The sequence below is a fragment of the Streptomyces sp. NPDC028308 genome, from assembly GCF_055565855.1.
The window spans coordinates 17,322-30,955 of the sequence record NZ_JBVHTO010000017.1; the positions used below are offsets into that span (position 1 = coordinate 17,322).

Here is a 13,634-nt window from a genome sequence, read left to right on the forward strand (position 1 = left end):
GGGAGGACGGGGAGGGGTTCGCGCATGGCGTGGGACGAGTGGGAGCAGTTGAAGTCGCAGGCTGCCGAGCGGCGGTCGGACGACCACATGCAGCTCAATCAGCTGGAGCCGGGCGGAGGCGGAGGCCGGGTCGTGGACCCCGCCCAGTACGGGGACCTCACCGTGAACCAGGGTGACCTGGCGAAGATCGGCGAGCACGCGTTCACGCTCTACAACGACCTGTGGAACAAGGGCCGCAGGGCCGTGCCGAGCAGTGACAAGGCGGCCGGTGACCTCACCCGGCAGGGCTTCGCCCTCGGCGGCGGACTTCAGCACGTCTCCTCCCGCTGGGACGAGCAGTTGTCCTCCCTGCGCGACGCGTGCGCCCACATCTCCAACCACATGAGCGTCACCAAGAAGCTCCACACCGGCGACGACCACTACATCCGGCGGCAGATGAGCAGCATCGACGTCCTGGACGCGGGCTTCGACGAACGCGTGGGCGCTCCGGGCGAGAAGAACCCCGCGTACGCCGAGAAGGACGACAAGAAGGACAAGAAGGGCGACTGATGGACCTCGACGCGCTCCGCTTCGCCGACTTCAAGCTGCTCGAAGAAGCGGTCACCGACTGGACCACCATGATCGGCGATCTCGACGAACTCAAGGAGTCCGCCGACAAGGGACTCAGAGGCGCCGCCAACAAGGCCGCCTGGACCGGTCAGAACGCCACCGTCTCCAAGGAGTTCGTCGGCAAGACCGCCGGTGAGTTCGCGGACGCCCACACCCAGGCGACGTCCATCAGGAACATCCTCCGGGACACTCTCACCGAACTCGAGGGCTACAAGACCAAGCTCAACGAGGCCATTTCACGCGGCGAGAAGAAGAACCTCACCGTGATCACCACCGCGGGCGGCGGCTTCACCGTCACGATGAACATCCACCCCGACCGCGCGGCGAAGGGGACGACGGTCCCCGAACACGACGCGCAGGACGTCATCGCCCTGCGCGACGAGGTCCAGAAGATCCTCGACGACGCGACGGCGAGTGACGACTCGGCCGGCAAGGTGCTCCAGGCACTGGTCGACCAGAGCAGGCTCGGCTTCTCCGACGCGAGTTACGCGAACCGGGACGCGGCGGCGGACGCGGTCAAGGAGGCCGACGAACTCGCCGCACTGGCGCGGAAGAAGACGGAGGACCTCACCGTCGAGGACTTCGACCGCCTGAACGCCGGGTTGAAGAAGTACGCCAACGACGACCTGTTCGCGGAGGAGTTCGCCCGCAAGCTCGGGCCGAGGGGCACGCTCGACTTCTGGACCGGGCTCAACGACCCGCACAGCGCCTACGCGGTGGGCAGCAAGCGGGTGGACCAGTACGACGATCTCCAGAAGAACCTGAGCCTCACGCTGGCCAACGCCACCCAGAGCGACACGGCCGGCATGACGGAGTGGAAGAGCGGGATGGTCGACCTGGTCGACAAGCCCGTCGGCCGCAACGGCGGCTTCCCCCTCGGCGCCCAGGTCATGTCCAACCTGATGCGGTGGGGCGACTACGACGACAGGTTCCTGGTCGACTACGGCGACAAGCTGATCGACGCGGAGAAGAAGTTCACGGGCAACGGCCGGCACGGCGCCTGGCAGCGCATGGGCATGGACCCGCTCGTCAACCGCACCGGCACGGACTCCGGCTGGGACCCGATGACCGGCTATCTCAAGGCGCTGTCGAACAGCCCGGACGCCGCAACGGAGTTCTTCAACGGCGACTTCGTCACCAAGGACGAGGACCACGACTTCACCGAGAAGAAGGACGGCAAGGACGTCAAGCGCTCGCTGTCCAACTTCGACTACCTCTTCGAAGAGCGCGACTGGCCCATGGACCAGGACGACAAGGGCGAGGACAGCATCGCGGGCCGCAACAATCTGGCGCTCGCCCTGGAGGCGGCGACGACGGGGCATCCGGCGGGTGAGCTGCCTACTTCGGACACTCCGCCGCACAACGCGGAGCAGGCGAAGCTGATGGAGAGCCTCGTCGCGTCCGTCTCGGACAACAACGAGCGGGTCACCGACCACGGATACATGAGTGACAGCCTCGGACAGATCGCGTCGGAGTACCTTCCGGACATCAACCGGGCCATGACCGACGACGGTGACGGGGACACCGACCGCCTCTTCCCGGTCGCGGGTACCGAAGCCGAGCTCGACCACCGGGACGTGACGCGTTTCCTCTTCACCGTCGGCCAGAACCCCGAGGGGTACGCCGCGGTCGAGGTGGGCCAGAAGGACTACATGTCCAGGCTGATGGAGTATCACCTGAATCCCGACCTCCCGGCGGGCGAACGCTACGCCCAAGACCCGCAGTTCGTGGTCGAGCAGATCGCGAAGGGATCGGGTGAGGTGTCGGGAACGCTGGCACAGGGCCGGGCGGAGGCCGTCGCCGGTGAGGCTGAGGAGAAGGACAAGGCCTACGAACACTCCATCGCCCAGCGGAAGAACTTCATCTCGGGTGCGGTCGGTACCGTCACCGGAGTCGGCGCGTCCTTCATCACCAGTCCCGTCGGAGGTGCGGCGGCCGGCGGCGCCGCTGGAACGGCCACGAGCATGGTCCTCGAAGAGATCTTCAAGGACGCCGAGGGCAAGGCCAAGGACGACGCCGGGCCGGTGATGGGCGAGTACTGGGAAACCGGCCTGGACAGCAACAGCAAGTACACGGAGATGGCTGCCGAGGAAGCGGCCAAGGGCCACAGGCGAACCGATCTGCCCGACGTCGGAGAATGGGCTCGGGACGGTGCGCAGCGCGGCTTCAAGGAGTCCGGCACGAACGTCAGCGCCATGGCATCCGACCTCAAGACGGACATCTGACGTGACCGCCCCCGCCTCACCCCCAGGTCTTGCGTCGCGCTCCTTCCGCACAGAGAGGCATACGGCTTTGCGGCATCTGCGTCTTCGACATGTTCCGGGATTGCGCACGGTCGCCCTGACCGCCGCCGTCGTGTTGGGAACGGCCCTCTCGGGCTGCTCGCAGGAGGAGAAGCGCGAGTACGCGCTCCCGGAGTCTCTCTGCGGAGCCCCTGTCCAGCCCGAACTGCTGGATTCGTTGCTGCCGCCCGGGAAGAAGGTGTCCGCCCGGACGCAGACACCCAACGGAGGGACCATGCGGTGCAGCGTCACCGTGGACGACAAGGTCGCCCTGGTGGCCGGACAGATCTGGTGGGACAAGGACGAGGAAGTGTCCGATGTGGCCGCGGCTCACGCGAAGGTGAACCCCGGCACGGTCACCGGGTCCGGGAAGTACCTGTACTCCGGCACCGGCGCCGTGGGCAGGACCGAGGGGTGTGAGACGTCGGAGCACCCCGGTCAGGCGCTCTTCGCCACACTGCAGCTCTACGCGTCCGGCCGGAGCGACAAAGCCGCGATGAAGAGCCTGATCGCGGACTACACGACGTCGGTCGAGAAGTCGGGCGCCTGCGCCTGAAGCGAAGACTCGACGGGCTCCCCACTCCTCTTCTCACACTCAGGAAAGCTTCGGATCATGCTGGGACTGTCCCACCGCCGCCACCGGATCGTCGCCGCCTTCGCCCTCCTCCCACTCCTCGCCGCTTGTGGTGCGGACACGGACGAGGGGACTCCGCTCGACGCCAGGACGACGCGCGACGTACTGCCGGACGAGAAGGCCGTCCCCGGCTGGGACATCGCGGCGGAGCCCACCGCGGAATCCCTGAAGAAGGCCAGGTCACAGGGTCTCGTACGGTGCTACACCCGTGCCTCGTGCGAAGACGTGCGCTTCGCGGGCGTCTCGCTGTTCCAGGGCACTCACAAGCCCCGGTTCACCTTCATGATCATGTCCTATGAGGACGCGGACACGGCCGAATCCGCGTACGGCCGGGTATGGAAGGCGTGGAAGGCGCGCGTCCCGAAGTCGCGGGTCGTGAATGTCGGCGACATCGGCGACCAGCGCGACGCCGTGGTCGGGCCGGGCTCTTCCTTCGACGAGCGGACGAAAAGCACGCTCGTTCAAGTACGTGTGGGCAGCGCGCTCATGTTGACCACCGGGGAGTCCGCGGCCGGGGTCGACATGAGCGACGACCTGGTGGCCGAGTTCGCCTCCACGTTCGCCGAGCGCGCACGCCAGGTCCAGGACGGCGAGGTGGCTTCCGCCGCCGTGGACGCCGGCTGACGGCGATTGACGCCGCGGAACGGCTCCTGGCGCGCCCACGCCGAGTGTGGGATCGCGCCTGGAACACCGGCAGGGCGCACAGCGCGGTGCCGCTGCTCAGGAAAACCCTGTGATCAGGGCACAGTTCGGGGTGGGCGCCTCCCGCGCGCGCCCACCCCGGTGACCTGTGCTCATCAGCGCTACGCGTAGTAGCTGGCGGCCTTCTTGTCGCCGCCCATGTAGTCACCGCCGGCGCGGCCGACGACCTGCGCGATGGAGACCAGGGCCTGGTGGATGTCCCTGGCTTCCTTGTCCCAGAGGGCCTGCTGCTGCTTGTACATGTTGTGGGCCTCGCCCTCCCAGCCGGAGGCAACGCTGGCGACCATCTTCTTGATCTCTTCCAGGTCCTGCTCGAGCTGCTTCGCCTGGTTGCCGATCTCGGTCGCGGCGGCGTCGAGGGCCCCGTACTTGACTACGAGTTCATCGTGGCTGTTGCCGGCCATACTCACTCCACTCCTTCATGTTGTGCATCGACGGATCCGGCCCCGGGTGTCCGAGGACGGCACTCGCTCAGAACCCGCTGAGGCTCGACTTCGGGGCTCCGTCGTACACGTTGATGCTGTTGACGGCCTGACGGACGTCGTCCTCGGTGCCGTCCTTGATCTTCCGGGTGGCGCTCATGGCCTCGAGGAACTTGGTGAGGATGTTGCCGATCCGCACCAGGGACGTGTTGATCTCGTACTGCTTGGTGTTGAAGGCACCGGCACCGATGCCCTTCCACTGACCGCTCTCGAGGCTGTCGATGGTGCCCTGGAGGCGGTGGACCTGCCCCTTGATCGACTCGAACTTCGTCGCGATGTCCTGCTCGAGCTTGACTACTTGGGCATCTGATAGCCGCTGGCCGTCTGCCATGAATGGGCTTCCTTCCTGGATTGCCGTGCGAACGTGCCGGGTTCGCGCGCCACCGGGCGGTGGGTGCGCGACCCGGCCTGGAAAGTCGGGCCGGAGTTGGACCGGAGGGGAGGGCTTGCTCAGCCGTTGCGGCGCGCACGCAGCACGGCGAAGCCGCCTCCTCCGATCACCGCCGCCGCGGCGACGGCTCCCAGGACCACCCACAGCGTGTTGCCGTCGGACGGCTCCGAGCTTGATCCTGCCGCTGAAGTCTCCCCGCCTGAAGTGCTTTTCGGGGGCTGTGACGAGGCTGGGACGGAGGTGGAGGGGGTGGCGCCCGAGCCGCTCGTACCGTTCTCGTAGCTGAGAGGGTCGGTGTTGGCCGGACCGGGATCAATGTCCTTGTCGGCGAGGACCTTACGGGGACGGATGAGCCCGTAACCCAGGTAGTTGCTAGGCTTGTCCTTCGGCCAGCTCCGGCTCGCGGTGTCGATGAGGGTCCTCAGCACCTGGTGGGACGTCCAGTCAGGGTGGGCGGACCAGACCAAGGCGGCGGAGGCGGACGCGATGGCTGTTGCGGCGCTGGTGCCACTGCCGCCGTCGCAGTACGCGCGCAGTGTCGCGTCGCAGTAGTACGGGAGGTCGAGTCCTGGTGCGGCGAGGTCGACGTACTCGCCGTGTTCCGAGAACTTGGCGACTGTGCCGGCCTCGTCCGTAGCCGCGACACCGACGACGTAGGGGTAGGCAGCCGGATAACCGATGAAGTTCTTCTTCTCGGCGTCGTTCCCCACAGAGGCAAACATCAACTTGCCTTTGGACTCCGCGTACTTCACCGCCGATTCCACCTCGGGGGCGATGATGTCCGAGCCGAAGGACATGCTGATGATCTGCGCGTCGCTGTCAGCGGCAGCTTTGATGGCGTCCGCCACCCTGGGCGTTTCCTTCTTGGTCTTAGCGTCTGCCGAGTCGGCGACGAGCACCCGGTAGGGGACGATCTTCGCGTCGGGGGCGAGACCCTTCAATCCGCCCCCCGCGCCCGTCCCCGCGATCAGCTCCGCCATTGTCGTCCCGTGACCTTTGTAGTCCTTGGTCGCGTTGTAAGAGACGCTCTTCGGGACCGCGTTGCCGAGTACCTGGCCTTGCAACGACGGCGTCGTCGGATTCACCCCGGTGTCCAGTACCGCGACCTTGACGCCCTTGCCCGTCGCGGACTTCCACAGGCCCTCGGCGTCCATGGCATCGAGATACCACTGCTGCTTCCGGACGTCGTCCGCCATGGCGCTGGGTGCCAAGCCCGAGCACACGATGCCCAGTGCCCCCAGCGCAGCACACACGACCGACACCCGTCTGGACACGCGTCTCCTCGCAGGTGCGGAGCCCACATCACGTCGGCTGATCCCTGACAACATGCCTCTGTACGTCCTCGCTCGTATTCGGTCAGCCGGCGGTGGGCGGAACATCGCGCCGCGCGCTGTCGGGCGAACGCGTCTCGTCGTCGCGCGACCGCTTGCGCCGCGACGTGCCTCTGTCGTCTGCTCTCTGCGGTCCGCGATTGCCCCCGCTGCCCTGCGCGGCACCTCCTTCGCCGGAGGAGCGCCTGGCCGCCTTACCGGCTTGCGACCCATTGCTCCTCGGCGCGCCGACCACGCCGTCAGGGTTGCCGACGGCCCGGGGCGAGGTCCTGCTTGCCGCCCCTCCCGACGGTTGCGGTGCCCCGATCACTCCACGCTGCCCGATCTTGCCGCCTGCGGTGCGGGCGGTCGCGGCTCCCTCGCCCCCGATGACCGTGCCCCGCGGCATCTTCGAGCCCTTCGCGGAAGGCGTCGAACCCGCCGCGGGCTTACCGCCGACCACGCCGCTGCGTCCGGCACCTGTAGGGCCCGCTGTACCTGCGCGTCCACCCGTCGTACCTGTGGACCTCGGCAGCCCTCCGGAGACGCCGCGCCCCATGGGCGTACCTTTCGCACCTGCGGGCCCACGAGCGCCCGCCTGCCCTGAAGCGGCGGCACGCCCGACGGGGCCTGCAGGGCCGCGTCCTCCTGGGGCCGCCCCGGCACGCCCCTGCGCCGGTGCCGGAGTCCTGGCACCGCCGGCGCCGGCACGTCCCTGTGCGGACGCCGGAGTTCTGGCACCGGATGTGCCGCCCACCCCTGCGGCCCGTCCGACCGCACCGACCCCACGTGCCGTGCCGCCGCCGAAGGCCGGAGCCACCGGGCCACCACCGGCCAGCGCGGGCGGTGTCCCTCCTGGCACTCCGGCCTGTCCCGTGGCGGACGGTGACGCACTGGTGGCCGGCCTCGTTTCCGGCAGAGTGCCGACACTGTCGATCTCGGTTCCGACGTCGCGGTCGGGAGGCGTGACCGGCACATCCACGTCTTTGAACCCAGGCGTGGTGTGCGTACCTGAGTCACCGGCGAATCCGGCGGATTCGTGGTGGGACGGCCTGTCTGTGTCACTCACCGAGGCGAACTGTGTGCTCCCCTGCTCCCCTGACGACAACTCGGGCGCCCAGTAGGCAGGAGCAGGCTGCGGGACTCCCACCGCCGGCATCGGCTCGAACGTAGGCGGTTCCTGGGCGGCCAGAGTCTCCTCCGACACCGCGTAGAACGACGCCAGTCGGTTCATCTGGTTGATGGCCTCTTGCCTGTGCTTCTCCGCCTGCACGGCCGCGGTGTACTCGTCGTTCCCTTCGACGCGCTTCGGCGTGGGGATGTCGTCGACCGTCTTGGGGTCGGAACGGTGGTCCCGCGGCGGCATGGACTTGCGGACCGATGCCAGGCCCGTGCCGGCTGCCGTGATCTGGGTTCCCGCCGCGTCGGCGAAGGTCGCGAGGTCCTGGGTGTGAGCGACCAGCTTCTTGCCCCAGGTGTGGAACGCCTCGGCCGACTCGCCTTCCCACTCGACTCGCTCGATGTGCCCGCTGAGCTCGTCGGCTGCGTCCTTGATGGCGTCGCGGGCATCCCACAACGCCTTGCCCGCCGCTTCGAGATCGGCCGGGTTGGCGCCCTCGACCAGGTCGATCATGTCGTTGAGACGGTGACCCTCGAAATCCGTCTTGCCGAAGAAGCGGATGCCACCGCCGAGAAACGTGTTGTTGAGCATCTCCGACACGGCTGTGGTCGCATCGACGGCACCCACCTGCCGCGTCACGTTCTCCAGGTCGGCCTTGTGCTCGTTCTGGGGCTTCCGGTCGTCACCCATCAGTACCCGACCTTCGACGTCTTGTCGTCGGACCGCTGGTGCTCGGGCTTGCCCTGCTCCCCGGTCCTCTCACGCTCGGCTGAAGTCTTCTCGCGCTGCGCTTCGGCGTGTTCACGACTCACCTGCGTCTGGATCTCCCAGAAGCGTCGCCGGACGTCCTCTTCCAGCGTGTCGAAGCCGACGTCCGCGCCATGCACGGCGATACCCAGCGCCTCGATCTGCAGGTTGAGCGTCTTGGACAGCGCCGTGAGTCGTTCGTGGACACGGTGGTACTGGGCGTAGAGACCCGCGGCCTCGTCGAACTTGCCGGCGCCGCTGAACGAGGCACGCGAAATCCTCTGGGCCCCCACGTTGGCCGGGTCGCCGGCCGAGCCTTCGAGCTGGTCCAGAACCGCGTCGACGCGCTTCCGGAAGTCCTTGAGCGCCCCCAGGCCTCGCTTGAGGGCCACACTCCCGCCCATGTCCGCAGGAAGCACGATGCGTCCCCTTCCCCGTTCCCCGTTTGTCCAGCTGTCGAGCGGCCGTTGCGGCTCAACCGCCCGCAGCACACTCATTGACCACTGTAGTCACTGTGTAAATCGCGGCCAACTGAACTTCGTACTGAGTCAGTTACGAAGCAGTCGGGAGGTCGACAGTAGCCGTCCGTCAATCGATCTCAAATATCCAGATAGAGCGCCAAATCACACATCTCCTCCGTGGTCGAGTGGTGACTCTCACCATCCCCCGGGCCTCGCCGCCGACCTGAGTGGATCTTTGCAACTACAAAACCTGCGGGTGCCGCCGCCCGTTCCCGTGTTGACGGCGGCTGAGCGGGGGTCAAGTCGCGCCACCCCCGTCCCTCCAACGTGTCGCGGCAACCCGCTCACCGCACGTACTCGCACTTCGCGCACCCCTCCCCCTTCCGGCGTCCCGCTCGGCACCCACGAACAACGCTACTCTGCGTCACTGACAACGACTGAGAGTGCACTTGGGGAGGTGGCCCGCCGTGACGTGGGACGAGTGGGAGCAGGCGCGAGGGCGGGCCGCCGGGCAGGTCGGCGTACGGCTGGACCAGTTGCCGGCGCAGCGGAATGGCCCCGCCGGCGGCGGTGCCGGCGGCCCTGATCTGGCGTCACGTCCCGCCGAGAAGAAGGCCGCCGCGCGGGCCATCGAGGAGCATCTGGAGCCCGACACGCGGAAGTCGGGCGCCTGGGCCGACGAGGAGACTACCGCCGCCGTCAAGGAGTTCGGGGCGCGGGACGGGCACGGATGGGTGACGTCCGGCGCCCTCAAGCGCGCGCACAAGGCGTGGGGCGATCAGGTCAAGGCGTTGATGGACCGGCTCGGTTCGGAGAAGGACGCGCTGCGCAGCACCTCGGCCCTCTTCCAGAAGACGGACGTCGGGGTGGGTGCGCAGGTACGTCGCCCGTCAGGTCTCGACCTGCTCTAGTCCGAGTCGGGACCTCGACCCCGTTGCTGAGCAGTCGCGTTGTGCTGATCGCACTTCTCCTCGTCCTCGTTGCCGTCCTCGTCCTCACCCCTGGAACCATGCCGACGTACCACGAGATCATGACCACCGACCTCTCCTCTCTCGTCACCGCCGCCGAGCGCTGGGACGGCATGGCCGGGGAGTTCGAGAAGCGCGAGGCCCAGTACCGACGAGACGTGTACGGCGTCTCCGTCGGGCGCTCCTGGGAGGGGATGAGCGCGGACGCGGCCCACGCCCGTTTCGACATCACCCTCAAGGAGTTCCAGGCCGCCCAGACCGAGGCCAAGGCGCTCGCGTCGCTACTGCGGGACGCGCACGCGCAGTTCGTCGAGCTGCGCGGCAAGGTCAAGGCCGTACGGCGGGAGGCCGTGGAAGCGGGTATGCGGGTCTCCGAACGGGGAGTCGTCTCGTACGCCGGGCAAAGCGCGTCGGTGCACCCGGACGCCGGCCACGCCCAGCGGGCCTGCACGTCGACGTCCTCCTGGCAGGACAGCCTCGACCGCGCGGTCCGTGCCGTCGCCGACGCCGACCGGGGACTCGAGATCGCCCTCAAGGCCGTCACCGTCGACTCCGACGTCACGGACGGCACCTGCGACGGCTTCAACTCCCGTGCCCGCGGCGACATCGAGAAGTACGAGGCAGAGGCTGCGGACGCCATCGCCCTCCGGCTGAACGGCGGTGCGGAACTGTCCGACCGCGATGTCGCGGAGCTGCGGCGCACCTTCCGCGACAACGGCCACGACAAGGCGTTCAGCCGCACGTTCCTCGACGGACTCGGCGCCGGCGGCACCATCAGGATGACCAACCGTCTCAACGACCTCATCCACGTCCGTGGCGGCAAGGGCGTCCGCGACTTCTCGACGATCGAGTCCGGACTGGCACGCACCCTCGCCACGGCCACCAAGGACACGAAGTCCAAGTGGTACGAGGAATGGCGGCGCGACATGCGGAAGGCCGGCGTCGAGCGGTACGAGACGGACTTCCAGGGCGCCCGTCTCGACAAGGCCCGCGGTTACCAGTCACTCGTCACCCTCATGCAGAAGGGGGACGGTTACGCGCCTCAGTTCCTGAAGGATCTGGGTGACGACATCATCAGGGCCGAGAAGAGCGACCCCGACGTCTGGGATCTCAAGGGCGGCTACTCCGGCAGGCGGGACGGGTGGTTCGCGAACGATCCGCTCGACGGGCTGCTCGGCGTGATGAGCCACGATCCGGACACCGCCGCGTCCTATCTGAAGTCCGACGACCGGATGAAGTACCTCATGGAGGAGCGCGACTGGAAGGTGGTCGAGGAGGCGCAGGAAGGCGCCAAGGCTCCGACCTACGGCGCCGCCCTGGACAAGGACGACCGCGCCGGGTTCGCGGCCGCGCTCCAGGCCGCGACGACGGGGATCGATCCCTCCGACCGGGACGCGGAGTTCGTCCCCCACTCCGAGGAGAACAAGGCGATCCTCCGGTCCACGGTGCGGTATCTCGCCGACAGCGGCGACGACTTCCCGCCCTCCCTGCGGGAGCCCGTGGCCAGGATCCTCGCCAATCACGGCGACACCGTGCACGTGGCTGCCAGCAGCATCGACATGTCGGAGGCGCCGCTGAAGCAGGAGCAGCTGATCGAGGTCATGAAGCAGGTGTCCAGGGATCAGGGCGCCTACGGGACCCTGAACCGCGGGATGAACCAGGCGCTGGTCGCCGCGATCCACGAGCCCGATCAGCGGTACCCCGACGAGTCCCTTCTCCGCGCGGGACGCACGGTCGGCTTCATGGAGGAGGCCCGCGCCCAGGTGGCAGCGGAGCCCAAGACGGCGGAGCTGCCCGGCAAGTGGATGGTCGATCAGGCAATCGGCCATCTGCCGGTGGGCAGCGGCGAGGTCCAAGCGGGCGTTGACTACGTGACCGAGAGGTGGCTCGCGGACGAACAGCGCCGCTACGACGAGAAGGCAGCCGACGAGAAGGTCGCCACGTACGAGAACAGAAGTCATCAGCTGACAGCGCTGACCAATGAGTGGTGGAAGGTGCACGGCCACGGAACTCGGACGCCGTACGACCGCCAGGACGACACCGAGCAAGCAGCGGAGGCCGGCATCAACCGCGCCCAGGGGATCTCAGGATAGGCAGGCACGTGAACGGCATCACGAGGTACAGCAAGAGCATCCCTGTTGGGGTCATTCTTACGACACTGCTGTTGACGTCATGCGGAGGTTCGCAGTCTGATCACGCAGTCCCCGACACGCTTTGCGGAACTCGCGTCAGTCGTGCGGTCGCCAAGCCTCTCTTGCAGCCCATGAACAAAGTCACCGAGTGGACCAGTGCTGGTTTCCGAGAGGCGGGAGAGACGTCATGGTGTGTCGTTTTCGTCGGAGACGATGACGCTCTCCACCTCAAGTTCGCCTCTCACGGCGGCCCCATGAGCCCCATGAAGGCCGCCTCCCCCGACAACTCCGTAACCGGGCTCCAGAACGCCCGGCCCCTCCCCCGTATCCCCCTCGCCGACAAGGCCGTCGGGGCCGATGACGGGGCCATCGCCACCACGCGGTGCAAGGACGGGAGCGGGGCCGATCACTTCACGCTCGCGCTCAAGGTGACGCGGGGGGAGTTCGACGCGGAGCGCCGGGTCGCCATCGAGAGGTTCATGCGGGCCTACATGCCGGCCACGGTGAAGACGCTCCACTGTCAGGAGAAGCGGCCCTCCCGTTAGCGGCCGGCGACCCGGCGGGAGCGGCGCCTGGCGTCCCGTACGGCGACGGCCGTTCCACCCAGTGCGGCGACCAGGACCGCCGCGCCGACGGCCACGTACGTGCCGAGGCGGGCGTTGCGTTCGTCAGGGGACTCGCCGAGCTGGAGCCTGGCCGGGGTGGGGGCCTCCGCCTTGGTGACGCCCTCGTGGGGGCGGGGTGACTCGATCGGCTGGTCGTCCTCCGTCAGGGCGCGGACCGGGTCCACCACGCCCCAGCCGACGAGGCGGTCGTGGCCCGCGACGGAGCGCTCCGCGGTCTGCTCGATCTGGGCGACGATCTCGCGCTGGGTCCAGTCGCCGTGCTTCGCCTTGATGAGCGCGGCGACTCCGGCCACGTAAGGGGCGGAGAAACTGGTGCCGTTGTCGGGGCAGTGGCCGCCCTTGGGGACGGTGGAGATCATGTCGACGCCGGGTGCGGCCACGCCGACGAACTCGCCGGACTGGGAGAAGGCGGCGCGCTCGTTGTTGCGGTCGGAGGAGGCCACGGCGAGGACACCGTCGTACGAGGCCGGGTAGGTCCGCTTGACGTTGCCGCCGAGGCCGTCGTTGCCCGCGGAGGCGACGACCACGATCTGCCGGGCCAGCGCCGCGTCCACCGCCTGCTTGAGGTCGGGTGCGGGCTCGACGGCGTTCGAGGTGTCCTGGGAGATGTTGATGACGTCGGCGCCCGCCTTGATCGCGTGGCGGATGGCCTTGGCGAGGGTGTCGGCCGTGCCGTGGCCCTCCGCGTCGTTCTGCTTGACCGGGATGATCGTCGCCTCCGGGGCCAGTCCCACGAAGCCGGTGCCCTTGGCGGGGCGGGCCGCGATGATGCCCGCGACGCGCGTGCCGTGGCCGACGGTGTCCGTGGTGCCCTGGGAGTTGCCGCGGTCGATCTTCTCGCCCTTGTCGTCCTTAGGAGGCAGGAAGTTGGCGCCATCTGAGGCGTCCACCGCGTGCGTCAGCTGCGGGTTCTCGACGTCGACTCCGGTGTCGATCACCGCCACCCGTACGCCCTTGCCCCGGGACTGGCTCCACAGTTCGTCGAGGAGGACGCGCTGGAGGGACCAAGGGCGGCCCGCGTACTTCTTGTTGGGGAAGGTGCACTGGTCGGTGGAGGAGTCGGCGGTGGCCGGGGGCGCGAGCGCGAGGCCGGTGAGGGTCAGCGCCGCGGCCGCTGCGGCGACCGTGCGGCGGGTGCCCGCGGCGGAAGGGGCGTACGGCATGGTCTCC

At 68.1% G+C, this 13,634-nt stretch carries 13 protein-coding genes; 7 read left to right on the forward strand and 6 right to left on the reverse strand.

Going from position 1 to position 13,634, the window contains the following annotated elements; translation table 11 throughout:
- Positions 1–24 precede the first annotated feature (24 nt).
- The 4 genes from ACZ4VA_RS34420 to ACZ4VA_RS34435 all read left to right on the forward strand — a co-directional run bounded on the left by ACZ4VA_RS34420 (position 25) and on the right by ACZ4VA_RS34435 (position 4,149).
- Positions 25–549, forward strand: a complete 525-nt coding sequence (locus ACZ4VA_RS34420) for a hypothetical protein (RefSeq protein ID WP_355792067.1) — start codon at positions 25–27, stop codon at positions 547–549.
- Positions 549–2,834 carry a hypothetical protein gene (locus ACZ4VA_RS34425; protein ID WP_468083907.1) on the forward strand — a complete coding sequence of 762 codons (2,286 nt, stop codon included), beginning with the start codon at positions 549–551 and terminating at the stop codon, positions 2,832–2,834. The genes ACZ4VA_RS34420 and ACZ4VA_RS34425 overlap by 1 nt, the downstream gene beginning before the upstream one ends.
- 100 nt (positions 2,835–2,934) lie before the next feature.
- Positions 2,935–3,447, forward strand: a complete 513-nt coding sequence (locus ACZ4VA_RS34430; RefSeq protein ID WP_468083909.1) for a hypothetical protein — start codon at positions 2,935–2,937, stop codon at positions 3,445–3,447.
- Positions 3,448–3,504: 57 nt separating this feature from the next.
- Complete coding sequence (locus ACZ4VA_RS34435; protein ID WP_468083911.1) at positions 3,505–4,149, forward strand: hypothetical protein; 645 nt, start codon at positions 3,505–3,507, stop codon at positions 4,147–4,149.
- A gap of 179 nt (positions 4,150–4,328) precedes the next feature.
- Here ACZ4VA_RS34435 and ACZ4VA_RS34440 read toward each other — a convergent pair whose 3' ends face one another.
- The 5 genes from ACZ4VA_RS34440 to ACZ4VA_RS34460 all read right to left on the reverse strand — a co-directional run bounded on the left by ACZ4VA_RS34440 (position 4,329) and on the right by ACZ4VA_RS34460 (position 8,696).
- A complete protein-coding gene (locus ACZ4VA_RS34440) occupies positions 4,329–4,631 on the reverse strand; it encodes a WXG100 family type VII secretion target (protein ID WP_355779906.1) in 303 nt (100 codons plus the stop codon).
- A 67-nt stretch (positions 4,632–4,698) separates the two neighbouring features.
- Positions 4,699–5,040, reverse strand: a complete 342-nt coding sequence (locus tag ACZ4VA_RS34445; RefSeq protein WP_355779908.1) for a WXG100 family type VII secretion target — start codon at positions 5,038–5,040, stop codon at positions 4,699–4,701.
- A gap of 119 nt (positions 5,041–5,159) precedes the next feature.
- Complete coding sequence (locus tag ACZ4VA_RS34450; RefSeq protein WP_452923591.1) at positions 5,160–6,296, reverse strand: S8 family serine peptidase; 1,137 nt, start codon at positions 6,294–6,296, stop codon at positions 5,160–5,162.
- A gap of 160 nt (positions 6,297–6,456) precedes the next feature.
- A complete protein-coding gene (locus tag ACZ4VA_RS34455; RefSeq protein ID WP_452923559.1) occupies positions 6,457–8,220 on the reverse strand; it encodes a WXG100 family type VII secretion target in 1,764 nt (587 codons plus the stop codon).
- The gene (locus tag ACZ4VA_RS34460) at positions 8,220–8,696 is read right to left on the reverse strand and encodes a hypothetical protein (RefSeq protein WP_468083914.1); all 477 of its coding nucleotides are present in this window, start codon (positions 8,694–8,696) and stop codon (positions 8,220–8,222) included. The genes ACZ4VA_RS34455 and ACZ4VA_RS34460 overlap by 1 nt, the downstream gene beginning before the upstream one ends.
- Before the next feature lie 509 nt (positions 8,697–9,205).
- On the opposite strand from ACZ4VA_RS34460, the gene ACZ4VA_RS34465 reads away from it, so the two are divergent.
- The 3 genes from ACZ4VA_RS34465 to ACZ4VA_RS34475 all read left to right on the forward strand — a co-directional run bounded on the left by ACZ4VA_RS34465 (position 9,206) and on the right by ACZ4VA_RS34475 (position 12,383).
- Positions 9,206–9,649 (forward strand): hypothetical protein, encoded by a 444-nt coding sequence (locus ACZ4VA_RS34465; RefSeq protein ID WP_355779919.1) that lies wholly within the window; start codon positions 9,206–9,208, stop codon positions 9,647–9,649.
- Between the two features lie 41 nt (positions 9,650–9,690).
- Positions 9,691–11,799: a hypothetical protein gene (locus ACZ4VA_RS34470; protein ID WP_468083916.1), complete on the forward strand. Its 2,109-nt coding sequence runs from the start codon at positions 9,691–9,693 to the stop codon at positions 11,797–11,799.
- A 293-nt stretch (positions 11,800–12,092) separates the two neighbouring features.
- Positions 12,093–12,383, forward strand: coding sequence for a hypothetical protein (locus ACZ4VA_RS34475; RefSeq protein WP_468083918.1), 291 nt, complete (start codon positions 12,093–12,095; stop codon positions 12,381–12,383).
- Here the strand turns inward: ACZ4VA_RS34475 and mycP are convergent.
- A complete protein-coding gene (gene mycP / locus ACZ4VA_RS34480) occupies positions 12,380–13,627 on the reverse strand; it encodes a type VII secretion-associated serine protease mycosin (RefSeq protein WP_452923568.1) in 1,248 nt (415 codons plus the stop codon). The genes ACZ4VA_RS34475 and mycP overlap by 4 nt on opposite strands.
- Between the last annotated feature and the right edge of the window lie 7 nt (positions 13,628–13,634).